Raw genomic sequence first — 15,091 nt, forward strand, 5'->3', positions numbered from 1 at the left:
CCAAGCGTGATGACAGCGCAGTACGGTGACGACCAGCGGGTAGCTGACACGGGAGGGCGAGTCCTGGCCGGCAACGCTGTCGAACGGCTGCCGAGCGGCGGGGTCAACGGCGTCCCCACCGAGCGGGTGCCTCGCGCTGCCCGCGGGTGGCGGGAGCGGCTGTTCCGGCACCGGCAGTTGGCGTTGGACTTCGCCGCCGTGGCGATCGGCGCGTTCGACGTCTGGTTCTGGTTCGCGCCGGACGCCGAGCACTACAACTACGTGCTCTCCATCATCGCCGTGTCGGCGCTCGTGCTGCGCCGGCGCTTCCCGTTCCTGGTGGTGCTGCTGACCGTGCCCGGGTTCTTCGCGGGCATGGCGCAGCTCGCCGCGATGATCGCCCTGGGCACGTTGGCCCGGCAGAAGCTGCTGTCGACGCAGACCTGCGTCGCGGCCGGGCTGGTGTGGCTGAGCCGGTTCTTCCTGTGGCCGCCGGACGAGTTCCTGGCGCTGCCCTGGACCACGCACATCCACGACGCGATCTACGGCTGCATCGTCGCCGGGATGCCGATCGCCATCGGGCTGCTCGCGCACGCCCGGGAGGAGCTGTCCGCCCGGATCGCCGAGCTGGCCGCCAGCCGGGAGCGGGAGCGGGTGCTGCACGCGCACGCCGTGCGGGCCGACGAGCGGGCGCGGCTGGCCCGCGAGATGCACGACGTGGTGTCGCACCAGGTGAGCCTCATCGCGATGCAGGCCGGCGCGCTGCGGATCGCCGTCGCCGACCCGGACGCCAAGCAGGTCGCGGGCACGATCCGCACGCTGAGCACGCGGACCCTGGACGAGCTGCGCCACCTGGTCAGCGTGCTGCGCACGACCGGCGGCGACGACTCGCCCCAGCCGCGCGTGGAGGACCTGCCGCAGCTCGTCGCGGGCGCGGGCATCCCGGCGTCGCTGACCGTGCTGGGCCCGGTGGGCGACCTGCCCGCGCCGATCTCGGGCGCGGTCTACCGGACCGTGCAGGAGGCGCTGACCAACGTCCGCAAGCACGCGGGCTGCGCGTCGACCGCCGTGCACGTCCAGGCCGAGCCGGACGTGCTGCGGGTGGAGATCCGCAACGACCCGCCGGTCCAGCCGCGCGAGTGCCCGCTCCTGCCCAGCGGCGGGCACGGCCTGGTCGGGCTCCAGGAGCGCGCGGCGCTGCTGGACGGCACGTTCGAGGCGGGGCCCAGCGAGGACGGCGGGTTCCGGCTCGCGGTCACCTTCCCGCTGGCCCGGCCGCTCGACGGGTAGCCACCGCCGTGCACACGGCCGCCGCCGCGCCCAGGACTCCGCACACCAGGGCCGGCAGCGGCGTGGGTTCGTGGCGCAGCAGCACGGACGGCAGCAGCCACACCGCGACACCCAGGCCGAACCCGAGGGGTGCCGACGCGACCAGCGCGGCGGCACCCGCCTGGCGGCGGCGCAGCGAGCGCAGCAGCGACTCCAGGTAGGCCAGGGTGAACAGCAGCAGCACCGCGCCGCCCACGCCCATGACGCTGATCATCGGGTGCTCGGTGGGCCGCAGCGAGTACTCGGTGCGCCGGTCGCCGGCCTCGACGGTCGCCACGGCCGCGCCGCCGACGATCCAGCGGGCCGCGCCGGGCAGCTCGAACGCGGCGGGCGCGCTCTGCGGCACGGCGGTCACCTCCGCGAGCGGGAACCCGCCGGCGGTGACGGTGAGCCGGGCGGGCGCGACCGCGTCCTCCACGACGACGGGCCTGCTCAGGTCGCGTTCCAGCACCGGCAGGTCGCGGCCGGGCCGCGCGAACGGCAGCGCCACCGCGACCAGCGCCGCCACGACGGCGGCCAGGGCGAACCAGCGGGCGGGCTTGGGCCGGTCGAGCAGGCCAGCGGCCGGCAGCAGGGTCCGGCCGTCGAGCCGGGCCGGCGGCGGCAGGTCGACGGCGGTGGCCCGGACCGGGATGTCCAGCGTCTCGCGCGGCACCGAGGGCCGGCCGGACGGCCGGGTGCTCGCGGCGGCCACCTGCGGCGCGAGGTGCACCGGCAGCGCCGCCCGCAGCAGCCAGTCCGGCCCGAGCACCTCGGCCGCCGCGCCCGCCAGGTCGACGGCGAAGGTCTCCGCGTTGCGGTAGCGGGCCTGCGGGTCTCGTTCCAGCCCGCGCATCACCACCCGCGCCAGCGGGTCGGGCACCTCGGTCAGCGGGCGGGGCCGCTGGTGCACGTGCCGCTGGATCACCGCCAGCGCGCCGCCGCCGGACTCGAACGGCAGCCGGCCGCTGAGCAGCTCGTAGAGCACGGTGGCCGTCGCGTAGACGTCGGCGGCCGGGCTGAGCGGGTTGCCCAGCGCCTGCTCCGGCGACAGGTAGGCGGGCGTCCCGAGCACCTGGCCGCCGTGCGTGACCAGGGTCGCGCCCTCGCTGACCACCTGGGAGATGCCGAAGTCGGCGACCTTCAGCGCGCCCTGCGCGGTGAACAGCAGGTTCTTCGGCTTCACGTCCAGGTGCAGGACGCCCGCGCCGTGCGCGGCGTGCAGGCCGGACAGCGCCGCCAGGGCGATCGCGCACGACTCGGACGGCGTGAGGCCGCGCCCGGTGGACGCCGACCAGACCGTGCCGCCGTCCAGCTTCTCGATCACCAGCAGGTGTTCGCCGTGGCTCTGCACGTAGTCGTAGACCGGCACGATGTGCGGGTGGTCCAGGCGAGCCAGCAGCCGTGCCTCGTGCTCGAACCGGGCGCTCATCCGGACGTCCTCGGCGAGCACGTGCGGCAGCCGCTTGATCGCGACGGGGCGGCCCAGCGGGCGGTGCACGCCCTCGTAGACCACGCCCATGCCGCCGTGGCCGATCTGCGCGCCGATCTCGTACTGCGGCAGCGCGGCCACCACGGTCGGGCTCGGTGCCGTGCCGGCGCTCACGCCGCACCGCCGGGCAGCGGGCGGGTGATCCGCAGGGTCGCCTCCGGGTCGACCGGCGGCGGCTCGGCCGCGTTCGGGGTCAGGTAGCCGAGCAGGAACGCCGCCGCCGCCGCGCCGAGGACGAACGGCACCTCGGCGGCCGGCGACGGGGCCACCACCCGCAGCACGGACAGCGAGATGACCGCGACCAGCCCGGTGCCGACACCGGCCGGGAGGAACTGCATCGCCCGCTGCCACCGGTTCGCGGGCAGCCGGCGGCGGGCCAGCGCCCACAGCGCACCCGCCCACGCCAGCGCGGTCAGGAAGAACACGGCGAGGCCGAACACGCCGTAGACCGACCACAGCGAACCGCGCACGTCACCCGTGGCGCTGATCGCGGCGACCACCTCGCGCTGCCCGTCGAGCACCTCGACGTCGGTCGGCAGCAGACCGGTCGCCTGGGTGCCGAGCTGACCGAGGTCGAGGTGGAAGGCCCGGCTGACGCTCTGCTTCGCGGGCACCTCGAACGGGACGGTGGTGTCGTAGGAGAAGAACGTGAGCGCGAGCGCCGTGCCGGAGAGCCGGACGGTCTTCACGTGGCGAGCCGTGTCCGTTCCGTTGTGGACGGTCACCGCGACCTTCACCGAGCGGGACGGGTCGAGCACCAGGTCGTCCGGGCCGACCTGGCGACCGTCCACGTAGGCGGTCAGGGTGACCCCGTCGCCGGCGGCCCGCGCGGCGGGCGGGACGACCACACCGGGGAGCACCCCGAAGATCCCGCAGACGAGCAGCAAACCGACCCCGCTCATAATGCGTCTCACAGGGGCACCTCGAAGTTCAGGGACGCGGACGAGTCCGGGAGTCGGTATGCGATCGGCAGGAACACTAGCTCTACTCGGCGCAGTGGCCTATGGCGTTACCTCCCCGTGGTCCGCCCCGGCCTCCGCGCAGGTTCCCCCGTCGATCACGCTCTCCCCCGCGACCGGGACGGCCGGGTCGGCGTTCACGGTGAGCTGGGTGGGGTTCTCCTGGGATCCCGACTGCCACCAGCGGATGCAGGTGCTGTGGGACAACCTGGGCAACGTCCTGGCGACGCCGGCGCAGGCGTACCGGGGCTCGGTCACGGTGTCCTCGCCGACGTGGTCCGACCCGGGCACGCACACCGTCGTGCTGCGGACGGTGTGCCGGGGCAGCACCGCCCGCGCGACGTACTCGGTGACCGTCGCGCCGACCAGGCCGACGACGACCACTCCCCCGCCCGTCACGACGACCACCACGGCGCCCGCCGTGACCACGACTCCCCCGCCGGTCACCACGACCACGCCGCCCACCACGACGACGACCAGCACGTCCACCACGACGTCCACGACCACCACCACCGGGAGCAGCACGGGCCCGGTGCCGACCACGGCCACGTTCGAGCGCGGCGACGGGGCGTTGACGCTGGACAAGGACAACATCCAGCCCGGCGACCCGCTGACCGCCACCGGCACGGGGTGCGCACCGGGGTCGGAGGTGAAGCTCAGCTCCCTCGGCGAGGACGTCGGCACCGCGCGGGCGGACCAGGCCGGGACGTTCAGCACGCGGGTCGAGTTCTCGACGATCCAGCCGGGCCGGCACGTCATCCGCGCCGACTGCGGCATCGTCCTGCTGGGCAGCGTGGACGTCGCCCTGACCAGCTCCACGTCCGGAACCACCTCCACCCTGGTCGTCCTGGTCTTCTTCCTGCTGATCGGAGCCGTCCTGCTCCGCCGCCAGTTCAGCGCGTTCCGCCGCACCCCGGCCTGACCGGCAGGAGCGGACCCCGGCGCACGGACGGGTGGAGTTCGCGCCCGCCGCCGGCGGCGGGTTCGACCCCGACCGACGCTCCTCGACGGGTCGCCAGGTGGGCGACTGCCGCTGCGGTCCTCTTCGGACTCCGGTGGAGGGATGTTGTGGAGGAACGTTGCAGTGGTGACAGCGATGAGGCGGGGCCTGCTCGTGGCGGCGGTGGGCACGGGGCCGCCGGGCCGGCCGGGGCGCAGCAGGCGTTGCGGGCGGAGCCGGTGTCGACGGTGTTCTTCGGCGACTCCTACACCGCCGACTACGGCATCGCCCCCGTGCACGAGGGCGGACGACATCGAGACCCTGTTCTGCTTCCGGGCCGAGGAGAACCACCCGGCGGTCGTCGCCCGGCAACCCGATCGGCAGGGCGTCGCGCTCGACATCGCCTCCGACCGGTCCTGCGGCGGTGCACCGGCCGAGCACTTCTGGACCGCCCGGACCCTGCTGGACGGAGTACCCGCCAGGCCACCGCAGCAGGAAGCCCTGGGCACGGAGACCAGACTCGCCGTCGGCAGCCTCGGCGGGAACACCGTCGGGTTGGTCGACGGTGACCAGCCGGCCGGCCAGTGCGCCGAGTACTCACCACCGGCGCTGAAGCCGCTGGCCAACGTCCCTGCCGACGCGCTGCCCGTGTTCGACGCGATCGAGCAACGCCTGAACGACGTGATGCGCACCCGCGCCACCGAGGCCGGGCGAGGTTCATCGACCTGTACGCGGTGACCGGCGACAACACGGCGTGCGACGGCGCGGAGCGGGGTATCGGCGGCCTGTTCGAGAATTCGCAGGTCAAGTTCGGCGAGGACGCGGTGCTGCCGTGGTTCCTGCACCCGAACACCCGGGGTCGTGACCTCCAGGCCCAGCACGTGGCCACGGCGGTCGCCGGCGCGCTGGGCACGTGAACCCACTGGTCACCACTGGTCCACGACGATCTTCGAACCCGTGCCAGGTGTGCCGGCTTCGTCGACGGTGAGCGGCCTGGCGAGCGGCTCTGCCTGGGACTCGGCGAGCGGGTCTGCCCGTCCCGGGGGTTGAGGCCCGGGAGCCGCATCCTGGCGGGTGTTGCCTGCGGCTTGGCGGGCTTGGCGCTCAGCCGATGGTCCTGGATCTCAGCCAGGCGGCGCGGCCTGTGATCGGGTCGGCCTCCGGCCCCCGATCACCATTGTCCCAGCACCCACCGACAGTCACGGCGAGTCGCGGCCAGTCGCGGGCGCGGGAGTGGAGGGGGCGGGGTGGGTGTTCGGGTGTGCAGACGCGCCGGCCCCCGTGGTGGGTCCACGGGGGCCGGCGCGTTGTCGTGCGGCTAGGGCTCTTCGCGCTGCTTGCGCAGCTTGGTGAGCGCCTCTTCGAGGATCGCCTCTCCGTCCGCGTCGGAACGGCGCTCCTTCACGTACGCCAAGTGCGTCTTGTACGGCTCGTTGCGCGGAGGAGCAGGCGGAGCCTGCTCGTCGCGGCCCGCCGGCAGACCGCACCGGGGGCAGTCCCAGTTCTCCGGGATTTCCGCTTCGACCGCGAACGACGGACGCGACTCGTGCGCGTTGGCGCACCAGTACGACACCCGACGCCGGGGCGCGGACTCGCCGCGCTCCGATTCACCCATCGGGCCTGCGCCGACGCGGGTACCGCGAATCGCGTTACCACCAGCCATCGACCCTCACACCCCCACCACGTGGTTTCCCTGTCGTCAGTTGACCTTGATCAGCAGCCCGATGCCGACGATGGCGATCACCCAGATGGCGCCGACGAACAGCGTCAGGCGGTCCAGGTTCTTCTCCACCACACTCGACCCGGACAGGCTCGACTGCATTCCGCCGCCGAACAGCGAGGACAGACCGCCGCCACGGCCTCGGTGCAGCAGCACCAGGAGGATCAGCAGCACACTGGAGACGACCAACAGGATCTGCAGGAACAGTGTCATTTCTTCCTCGCTGTCAGGCAGGTGACGCCACAGAGTACCCGGTCGACTGCCGACCGTGGACCACTGAGGTGGTGGGGCATTTCCATGACTCAGGGTAGAGGGCCGCCGGCCGCGAGGGCACACAGCTTGGCGAACTCGTCCGCGTCCAGGCTCGCGCCGCCCACCAGGGCGCCGTCGACGTCCTTCTGCGCGACCAGCTCGGCGATGTTCCCGGACTTCACCGAACCGCCGTAGAGCACCCGAACGGTGGATGCCACGTCCTCGCCGTGCAGCTCGGCGAGCTTCGCCCGCAGCGCCGCGCACACCTCCTGCGCGTCCGCCGACGACGCCACCTTGCCGGTGCCGATCGCCCAGACGGGCTCGTAGGCGACGACGACCTTGGCGACCTGCTCGGCGGACAGCCCCTTCAGGCCCTCCACCAGCTGGTTCGTGCAGTGCTCGACGTGGTTGCCCGCGTCGCGCACGTCCACCCGCTCGCCCAGGCAGAAGATCGGGGTGACGCCGTGCTTGAGCGCCGCCTTGACCTTCTTGTTGACCAGCGCGTCGTCCTCGTGGTGGTACTCGCGCCGCTCGGAGTGGCCGACCGTCACGTAGGAGCAGCCCAGCTTGGCCAGCATCGGACCGGACACGTCACCGGTGTACGCGCCCGAGTCGTGCGGCGACAGGTCCTGCGCGCCGTACTTGAGCAGCAGCTTGTCGCCGTCGACCAGGGTCTGGATGGACCGGATGTCGATGAACGGCGGCAGCACCGCGACCTCGACCTTGGCGAAGTACTTCTCCGGCAGGGAGAAGGCGATCTTCTGCACCAGGGCGATGGCCTCGAGGTGGTTGAGGTTCATCTTCCAGTTGCCCGCGATCAGCGGCTGTCGGGCGGCCATCAGGCGTTACCCCCTTCGAGCACGGCGACGCCGGGCAGCTCCTTGCCCTCCAGGTACTCCAGGGAGGCGCCACCACCGGTCGAGATGTGCGAGAAGCCGTCCTCGGGCAGGCCCAGCGCGCGCACGGCTGCCGCCGAGTCTCCGCCGCCGACCACGGTGAACGCCTCGCTCGCCACGAGCGCCTCGGCCACCGCGCGGGTGCCGCCGGCGAACGCGTCGAACTCGAACACGCCCATCGGGCCGTTCCAGAACACCGTCCTGGCGTCGGCCAGCTTCGAGGCGAACAGCTCGCGCGACTTCGGGCCGATGTCGAGGCCCTGCCGGTCGGCCGGGATCGCGTCGGCGGGGACGACCTCGAACTCCGCGTCGGCGGCGAAGTCGGTCGCGGCCAGCACGTCGACGGGGAGCACCAGCTCCACGCCGCGCGCCTCGGCGTCCTCCAGGAAACCCGCGACCTGCTCCAGCTGGTCCTCCTGGAGCAGCGACCGGCCGACCTCGTGGCCCTGGGCCTTGAGGAAGGTGTAGGCCATGCCGCCGCCGATGAGCAGGCGGTCGACCTTGGTCAGCAGGTTCGCGATGACGCCGAGCTTGTCGGACACCTTCGCGCCGCCCAGCACCACGACGTACGGGCGCTTGAGGTCGTCGGTCAGCTTGCGCAGCACCTGGACCTCGGCGAGCACCAGGTTCCCGGCGTAGGCGGGCAGCTTCCGGGCCACGTCGTAGACCGACGCCTGCTTGCGGTGCACGACGCCGAAGCCGTCGGAGACGAACGCGTCCGCCTTCGCCGCCAGCTCGTCGGCCAGCGCCTCGCGCTCCGCGTCGACCTTGCTGGTCTCGCGGGCGTCGAAGCGGATGTTCTCCAGCAGCACGACCGAGCCGTCGCCGGCCGCCTCGGTGCCCAGCTCGACGGGGCGGCCGAGCAGCTCGCCCAGCCGCGCGGCGACCGGGGCGAGCGAGAGCTTCGGGTCGGGCTCGCCCTTGGGGCGGCCCAGGTGGGCGGCGACGAGGACGCGCGCGCCCCCGTCGACCAGCGCCTTGAGGGTCGGCACCGACGCGCGGACGCGGCCGTCGTCGGTGATCTTGTCGCCGTCGAGGGGGACGTTCAGGTCGGCGCGCACGAGGACGCGCCGACCCGAGACACCCTCGGCGATGAGGTCGCTGAGAGTCTTCACAACCGGTCTTTCCGCTCGGTGGCCAGGCAGGTCAGAGCTTCGAGGCGACCAGGTCGACCAGGTCCGCGAGGCGGTTGGAGTAGCCCCACTCGTTGTCGTACCAGCCGATGACCTTGACCTGGTTGCCGATGACCTTGGTCAGCGGCGCGTCGTAGATGCACGACGCCGGGTCGGTCACGATGTCGGTGGACACGATCGGGTCCTCGTTGTAGCGGAGGTAGCCCTTCAGCGCGCCCTCGGCCGCGGCCTTGTAGGCGGCGTTGACCTCGTCGACGGTGGTCTCCCGGCCGACGGTCACGGTCAGGTCGGTCGCCGAGCCGGTCGGCACCGGCACGCGCAGCGCGTAGCCGTCGAGCTTGCCCTTCAGCTCGGGCAGGACCAGGCCGATCGCCTTCGCGGCACCCGTGCTGGTGGGCACGATGTTCAGCGCGGCGGCCCGGGCGCGGCGCAGGTCCTTGTGCGGCGCGTCCTGGAGGTTCTGGTCCTGCGTGTAGGCGTGGATGGTGGTCATCAGGCCACGCTCGATCGTGAACGCGTCGTGCAGCACCTTGGCCAGCGGAGCCAGGCAGTTGGTGGTGCACGAGGCGTTGGAGATGACGGTCTGCGAGCCGTCGTACTGCTCGTGGTTCGCGCCCAGCACGACGGTGAGGTCCTCACCCTTGGCCGGCGCGGAGATGATGACCTTCTTCGCGCCACCCTCGTCCACGTGCTTGCGCGCGGCGGCGGCGTCGGTGAAGAAGCCGGTGGACTCGACCACGACGTCGACGCCGAGGTCCTTCCAGGGCAGCTTGCCCGGGTCGCGCTCGGCCAGCGCCTTGATCGTCTTGCCGTCGACCTCGATGCCCTCGTCGTTCACCCTCACGTCGTACGGCAGCCGCCCCAGGATGCTGTCGTACTTCAGCAGGTGGGCCATCGTGTTGACGTCACCGAGGTCGTTGAAGGCGACGATCTCGATGTCGTGCCCGCTGGCCTGAACGGCCCGCCAGAAGTTGCGACCGATGCGGCCGAAACCGTTGACACCTACCCGAACCGTCACGGTGAGTCTCCTCGATACTCGTCTGGCGATGCGCCAGGGTGCGTGCGGATTGGCTGCGAGCAGCCGCGAACCAGCCTATCCTTTGCGCTGCGTCCCTGGTCACGTGGACCACCAGGATCTCTTTATCGAGCAAGAAAATCCAGAGCTACGGTTCAGTAACCACCACGTCCGGTGACGTCTGCGCATTTCGGTACGAGACGGTCCGCCCGGTGGCCGAGGACCCGCCGCCACCCGGTCGGCCGCCCCGATCTCCCGCAGGACTGCGGAGAACAGCCCGGATGCGGTCCGCCGCGCCGAGGGCGTCGGGCACGGCGGCGAGTGGCGCGGTGGGCCCGAGCCGGGGACGGCTGCGGACGGGTGCCGCACCGGCCGGCAGGCGGGTGGGCCGGCCCCGGCGGCGCTGAAGGGCGACCGGCGCTGAGACGCGACCGACGCGGCGGGCGGGTCAGACCTCGGCTTCGAGCATGTCCGCGGTGACGGCCGACTCGGTGTCCGGCATACCCAGCTCCCGCGCGCGCTTGTCGGCCATGGCCAGCAGCCGCCGGATCCGGCCCGCCACCGCGTCCTTGGTCATCTGCGGGTCGGAGAGCTGGCCCAGCTCCTCCAGCGACGCCTGGCGGTGGGCCAGGCGCAGCGCGCCCGCCGCCGCCAGGTGGTCGGGGGCCTCCGGGCCGAGGATCTCCAGCGCCCGCTGCACGCGCGCCGCCGCCGCGACCGCCGCCCGCGCCGAGCGCCGCAGGTTGGCGTCGTCGAAGTTCGCCAGCCGGTTCGCCGTCGCCCGGACCTCGCGGCGCATCCGCCGCTCCTCCCAGGCCAGCACGCTGTCGTGCGCGCCCAGGCGGGTCAGCATCGCGCCGATCGCGTCGCCGTCCCTTATCACCACCCGCTCCGCGCCCCGGACCTCGCGCTGCTTGGAGCCGATGCCCATCCGCCGGGCCGCGCCGACCAGGGCCAGGGCGGCCTCCGGACCCGGGCAGGTGACCTCCATGGACGACGAGCGGCCGGGTTCGGTCAGCGAGCCGTGCGCCAGGAACGCGCCGCGCCACGCCGCCTCGGCGTCGCACACCCCGCCGGACACCACCGGGGCGGGCAGCCCGCGCACCGGCCGGCCGCGCGGGTCGAGCAGGCCGGTCTGGCGGGCCAGGCCCTCACCGTCCTTCACCACCCGGACCACGAACCGGGTGCCCTTGCGCAGCCCGCTGGAGGTGATGGTGAACACGTCGGACTGGTGGCCGTAGAGCTCGTGGACCTCGCGGCGCAGCCGCCGCGCCGTGGAACCCAGGTCGAGCTCCGCCTCGACCACGACCCGGCCGCCCACGATGTGCAGGCCGCCCGCGAACCGCAGCAGCGAGGCGACCTCCGCCCGGCGGCAGCAGGTCTTGGAGACGGCCAGCCTGCTCAGCTCGTCCTTGACCGCAGACGTCATCGCCACGGCTCATCGCCTCCCCTGCTCTCGCGTTCGTCCTGGAGGGTTGTACTTGACGGCTCACCGGCCACCGCAGGCAGGCCGTCCAACGCGCGGCGGATGCCCGACGCCAGGGCGACCGGGTCGTGGCGGTCCGGGGAACCCGGCTGCGCGATCGGCGACAGGTGCGCGGCAGCGCCGAGAGCTGCGGCGGCGCGGCGCAGGCTGTCCGGCACGGGCACCGCGTCGACGTCCGCGATCACCGCGTCCACCCGCAACGTCGGTGCGTGCGCGCACAGCACGTCGAGGTGCAGCTCCGGCGAGAAGCCGGCGGTTTCCCCCGGTTGGGGGACGAGGTTGAGCACCACGACCTTCTTCGCCGCCGTCCGCGTCAGCGCGTCGTGCAGCTCGGGCACCAGCAGGTGCGGCAGCACGCTGGTGAACCACGACCCCGGCCCGAGCAGCACGACGTCCGCGCCCAGCACCGCGTCCACCGCCTCCGCGCAGCCCCTCGGCGGCTCGCCCGGCCCGCCGGGCCCGTGCAGGCGGATGCGCTGCACCCGGCCGGGGGTGGTGGCGATCGCCACCTGTCCCCGGATGCGGCGCACCACGGCCACGTCCTCGTCCAGGCCCGTGACGTCCGCCTCGATCTCCAGCGGCTCGGTGCACATCGGCAGCACGCGCCCGCGCACGCCGAGCAGCCGGCCCGCCTCGCGCAGCACCGCCACCGGGTCGCCCAGCTCCTCCAGCAGCCCGGCCAGCACCAGGTTGCCCACGGCGTGGCCGGCCAGCGCGCCGGTGCCGCCGAAGCGGCGCTGGAACAGCGTCGCCCACAGCGCACCGCTGCCCTCGGGGTCGGCCAGCGCCACCATCGCCTTGCGCAGGTCGCCGGGCGGCAGCAGGCCCAGCTCCCGGCGCAGCCGGCCGGACGAGCCGCCGTCGTCGGCGACCGTCACCACCGCCGTGACGTCGTCGGTCATCCGCCGCAGGGCGGTGAGCGTGACGTGCAGCCCGCGCCCACCGCCCAGCGCCACCACCTTCGGTGCGTCGACCCGCCGGCTCACTCGCGTCCCAGGTCCCGGTGCACGACCTTGACCGCCATGCCGTCCTCGGCGGCCAGCCGCGCGGCCAGCTCCTCGGAGATGGCCACGCTGCGGTGCTTGCCGCCCGTGCAGCCCACGGCGAGCGTCAGGTACCGCTTGCCCTCGCGCCGGTAGCCGGCCCCGATCAGGCGCAGCAGCTCGTGGTAGCGGTCCAGGAACTCCTCCGCGCCCTCCTGGGTGAGCACGTAGTTGCGGACGTCCCCGTCCAGGCCGGTCTGCTCGCGCAGCTCCGGGATCCAGAACGGGTTCGGCAGGAACCGGACGTCCATCACCAGGTCGGAGTCCATCGGCAGGCCGTACTTGTAGCCGAAGGACAGCACCGTGACGCGGGTCCTGGTCGCCGACTCGGTGCCGAAGGTGTCCTCGATCTTGGCCCGGAGCTGGTGCACCGACAGCGCGGAGGTGTCCAGCACCAGGTCGGCCTCCTCGCGCAGCGGCGTGAGCAGCACGCGCTCGGCCTCGATGCCGTCCGCCAGCCGCCCGTCGGCCTGCATCGGGTGGCCGCGCCGCACCGACTCGAACCGCCGGATCAGCACGTCGTCGGTGGCCTCCAGGAACAGCACCCTCGGCTTGTAGCCCCGGGCGTCCAGGTCCTTGATCACCGCCGCCAGGTCCTCGGTGAACGCGCGGCTGCGCACGTCCATCACGACCGCGACCCTGGTGATGGCCCCCCGCGCCTGCGCGCCCAGCTCCACCATCGTCGCGATCAGCTCGGGCGGCAGGTTGTCCACCACGAACCAGCCCAGGTCCTCCAGGCACTTCGCGGCGGTGCTGCGGCCCGCCCCCGACAGGCCCGTCACCACCGCGACCTCGATGCCGGACTTCTCGCCGGCCTGTGCGCTCACTTGTGCTCCCTCTGCTGGTCGGCTCCGCCGACGCTCTCCGTACCGGCCGCGCCCAGGGTCGCGTGCACGGCCTCCGCGGTGCGCCTGCCCACTCCGGGCACCCCGCTGATCTCCTCGACGCTCGCCTCGCGCAGCTTCTTGACCGAGCCGAAGTGCTTGAGCAGCGCGGCCTTGCGCGTCTGCCCCAGGCCCGGCACCTCGTCCAGCGCGGAGGTCGTCAACCGCTTGGAGCGCTTCTGCCGGTGGTAGGCCACGGCGAACCGGTGCGCCTCGTCGCGCACCCGTTGCAGCAGGTAGAGGGCCTCGCTGGTGCGGGGCAGGATCACCGGGTCGGGTTCACCGGGCACCCACACCTCCTCCAGCCGCTTGGCCAGGCCCACCACGGCCACGTCCGTGATGCCCAGCTCGGCCAGCACGTCCGACGCCGCCTGCGCCTGCGGCCCCGCGCCGTCGACCACCAGCAGGTTCGGCGCGTAGGCGAACCGGCGCGGCTTGCCGGTGTCCGGGTCGATGCCGGGCAGCGCGCCGTCCGGCCGGTCGGCGTTCTCCCGCAGGTACGCCTGGAACCGCCGGCGCACCACCTCCGCGATCGAGGCCACGTCGCCCTGCTCCGCCCCCTCGCGGACGGCGAAGCGCCGGTATTCGGACTTGCGGGCCAGGCCGTCCTCGAACACGACCAGCGACGCCACCACGTCCGTCCCCTGGACGTGGCTGATGTCGGTGCACTCGATGCGCAGCGGCGCGGTGTCCAGGCCCAGGGCGTCCTGCAGCTCCTGCAACGCCGCCGACCGGGCCGTCAGGTCGCCCGCGCGGCGCAGCTTGTGCTGCTGGAACGCCTCCTTGGCGTTGCGCTCGACGGTCTCCATCAGCGCCCTCTTGTCGCCGCGCTGCGGCACCCGCAGCACGACCTTGCCGCCCCGCAGGTCCGACAGCCACTTCTCCACGGCGGCCACGTCGTCGGGCAGCTCGGGCACCAGCACCTCGCGCGGCACGGGCGCGGACTCCACCCCGCTGACCCGCGCCGAGTCGGCCTGCTCGCCGTAGAACTGGGTGACGAACTGGTCGACCAGGTCGGCGACCCCGGTCTCGTCCACCCGGTCCACCACCCAGCCCCGCTGGCCCCGGACCCGGCCGCCGCGCACGTGGAACACCTGCACGGACACCTCCAGGTCGTCCTGCGCGAAGGACACGACGTCGGCGTCGGTGCCGTCGCCGAGCACGACGGCCTGCTTCTCCAGGGCGCGCTTGAGCGCCGCCTGGTCGTCGCGCAGCCGGGCGGCCTTCTCGAACTCCAGCTCCTCGGCGGCGGCGGTCATCTCCCGCTCCAGACGGCGGACCATGGCGTCGGTCCTGCCCGCCAGGAAGTCGCAGAAGTCCTCGACGATGTCGCGGTGCTCGTCGGCGGTGACGCGGCCCACGCACGGCGCGGAGCACTTGTCGATGTAGCCGAGCAGGCAGGGCCGGCCGATCTGGCCGTGCCGCTTGAACACGCCGGCCGAGCAGGTGCGCGCCGGGAAGACGCGCAGCAGCAGGTCCAGCGTCTCGCGGATGGCCCACGCGTGCGCGTACGGGCCGAAGTAGCGCACGCCCTTGCGCCGGGGGCCCCGGTAGACGTGCAGGCGCGGGAACTCCTCGTTGAGGGTGACCGCGAGCACGGGGTAGGACTTGTCGTCCCGGTAGCGGACGTTGAACCTCGGGTCGAACTCCTTGATCCAGTTGTACTCCAGCTGGAGCGCCTCGACCTCGGTGCCGACGACCGTCCACTCCACACCGGCGGCCGTGGTCACCATCTGGCGGGTGCGCGGGTGCAGGCCGGAGATGTCGGCGAAGTACGAGTTCAACCGCTGGCGCAGGCTCTTGGCCTTGCCGACGTAGACGACGCGGCCGGTCGCGTCGCGGAACTTGTACACGCCGGGTGCTTCGGGGATGGTGCCTGTCGCAGGGCGATAGGTCGACGGGTCGGCCACCCGACAAGCCTACGTGCGCCCACCGACAATCGATCGGCCGCCCGACCCCTGCCCGGGGTCGGGCGGCGGCGGAC

General features: G+C 73.0%; 16 protein-coding genes. 4 read left to right on the forward strand and 12 right to left on the reverse strand.

The window, feature by feature from the left end; translation table 11 throughout:
• Window positions 1-9 precede the first annotated feature (9 nt).
• Entirely contained in the window at window positions 10-1,269 is a 1,260-nt protein-coding gene (locus AB0I60_RS23410) for a histidine kinase (protein WP_360732935.1), read from the forward strand.
• Here AB0I60_RS23410 and AB0I60_RS23415 read toward each other — a convergent pair.
• The 3 genes from AB0I60_RS23415 to AB0I60_RS23425 form a co-directional block, all read right to left on the reverse strand.
• The gene (locus AB0I60_RS23415) at window positions 1,235-2,893 is read right to left on the reverse strand and encodes a serine/threonine-protein kinase (RefSeq protein WP_360732936.1); all 1,659 of its coding nucleotides are present in this window, start codon (window positions 2,891-2,893) and stop codon (window positions 1,235-1,237) included. The two genes, AB0I60_RS23410 and AB0I60_RS23415, sit on opposite strands and share 35 nt — an antisense overlap.
• Window positions 2,890-3,681 carry a hypothetical protein gene (locus AB0I60_RS23420; RefSeq protein WP_360732938.1) on the reverse strand — a complete coding sequence of 264 codons (792 nt, stop codon included), beginning with the start codon at window positions 3,679-3,681 and terminating at the stop codon, window positions 2,890-2,892. The genes AB0I60_RS23415 and AB0I60_RS23420 overlap by 4 nt, the downstream gene beginning before the upstream one ends.
• Window positions 3,682-3,780: 99 nt before the next feature.
• Window positions 3,781-4,281, reverse strand: coding sequence for a hypothetical protein (locus tag AB0I60_RS23425; protein WP_360732939.1), 501 nt, complete (start codon window positions 4,279-4,281; stop codon window positions 3,781-3,783).
• Here AB0I60_RS23425 and AB0I60_RS23430 point away from each other — a divergent pair.
• The 3 genes from AB0I60_RS23430 (at window position 4,271) to AB0I60_RS23440 (ending at window position 5,595) form a co-directional block, all read left to right on the forward strand.
• Entirely contained in the window at window positions 4,271-4,660 is a 390-nt protein-coding gene (locus AB0I60_RS23430) for a hypothetical protein (protein WP_360732941.1), read from the forward strand. The two genes, AB0I60_RS23425 and AB0I60_RS23430, sit on opposite strands and share 11 nt — an antisense overlap.
• A gap of 165 nt (window positions 4,661-4,825) precedes the next feature.
• Window positions 4,826-5,416: a hypothetical protein gene (locus tag AB0I60_RS23435; protein ID WP_360732942.1), complete on the forward strand. Its 591-nt coding sequence runs from the start codon at window positions 4,826-4,828 to the stop codon at window positions 5,414-5,416.
• A complete protein-coding gene (locus tag AB0I60_RS23440) occupies window positions 5,413-5,595 on the forward strand; it encodes a hypothetical protein (RefSeq protein WP_360732943.1) in 183 nt (60 codons plus the stop codon). The genes AB0I60_RS23435 and AB0I60_RS23440 overlap by 4 nt, the downstream gene beginning before the upstream one ends.
• Before the next feature lie 401 nt (window positions 5,596-5,996).
• Here AB0I60_RS23440 and AB0I60_RS23445 read toward each other — a convergent pair whose 3' ends face one another.
• The 9 genes from AB0I60_RS23445 to uvrC form a co-directional block, all read right to left on the reverse strand.
• Window positions 5,997-6,341, reverse strand: coding sequence for an RNA polymerase-binding protein RbpA (locus AB0I60_RS23445; RefSeq protein ID WP_015103628.1), 345 nt, complete (start codon window positions 6,339-6,341; stop codon window positions 5,997-5,999).
• A gap of 36 nt (window positions 6,342-6,377) precedes the next feature.
• Window positions 6,378-6,611: a preprotein translocase subunit SecG gene (gene secG / locus AB0I60_RS23450; protein WP_360732945.1), complete on the reverse strand. Its 234-nt coding sequence runs from the start codon at window positions 6,609-6,611 to the stop codon at window positions 6,378-6,380.
• An 89-nt stretch (window positions 6,612-6,700) separates the two neighbouring features.
• The gene (gene tpiA, locus AB0I60_RS23455) at window positions 6,701-7,489 is read right to left on the reverse strand and encodes a triose-phosphate isomerase (protein ID WP_360732946.1); all 789 of its coding nucleotides are present in this window, start codon (window positions 7,487-7,489) and stop codon (window positions 6,701-6,703) included.
• Window positions 7,489-8,661, reverse strand: coding sequence for a phosphoglycerate kinase (locus AB0I60_RS23460; RefSeq protein WP_360732947.1), 1,173 nt, complete (start codon window positions 8,659-8,661; stop codon window positions 7,489-7,491). Before AB0I60_RS23460 ends, tpiA begins: the two co-directional genes overlap by 1 nt.
• Window positions 8,662-8,692: 31 nt before the next feature.
• A complete protein-coding gene (gap, locus tag AB0I60_RS23465) occupies window positions 8,693-9,697 on the reverse strand; it encodes a type I glyceraldehyde-3-phosphate dehydrogenase (protein ID WP_360732949.1) in 1,005 nt (334 codons plus the stop codon).
• Between the two features lie 445 nt (window positions 9,698-10,142).
• Window positions 10,143-11,129, reverse strand: a complete 987-nt coding sequence (gene whiA / locus AB0I60_RS23470; protein ID WP_360732950.1) for a DNA-binding protein WhiA — start codon at window positions 11,127-11,129, stop codon at window positions 10,143-10,145.
• Window positions 11,120-12,166: a uridine diphosphate-N-acetylglucosamine-binding protein YvcK gene (yvcK, locus tag AB0I60_RS23475; protein WP_360732951.1), complete on the reverse strand. Its 1,047-nt coding sequence runs from the start codon at window positions 12,164-12,166 to the stop codon at window positions 11,120-11,122. The genes whiA and yvcK overlap by 10 nt, the downstream gene beginning before the upstream one ends.
• Window positions 12,163-13,050 (reverse strand): RNase adapter RapZ, encoded by an 888-nt coding sequence (gene rapZ, locus AB0I60_RS23480; RefSeq protein ID WP_360732952.1) that lies wholly within the window; start codon window positions 13,048-13,050, stop codon window positions 12,163-12,165. The genes yvcK and rapZ overlap by 4 nt, the downstream gene beginning before the upstream one ends.
• On the reverse strand, window positions 13,047-15,017 hold the full coding sequence (gene uvrC, locus AB0I60_RS23485) for an excinuclease ABC subunit UvrC (RefSeq protein ID WP_360732954.1): 1,971 nt from the start codon (window positions 15,015-15,017) through the stop codon (window positions 13,047-13,049). The genes rapZ and uvrC overlap by 4 nt, the downstream gene beginning before the upstream one ends.
• Window positions 15,018-15,091 lie beyond the last annotated feature (74 nt).

Origin of the sequence: Actinosynnema sp. NPDC050436, assembly GCF_040655415.1 — a bacterium.
Classification (GTDB): domain Bacteria; phylum Actinomycetota; class Actinomycetes; order Mycobacteriales; family Pseudonocardiaceae; genus Actinosynnema.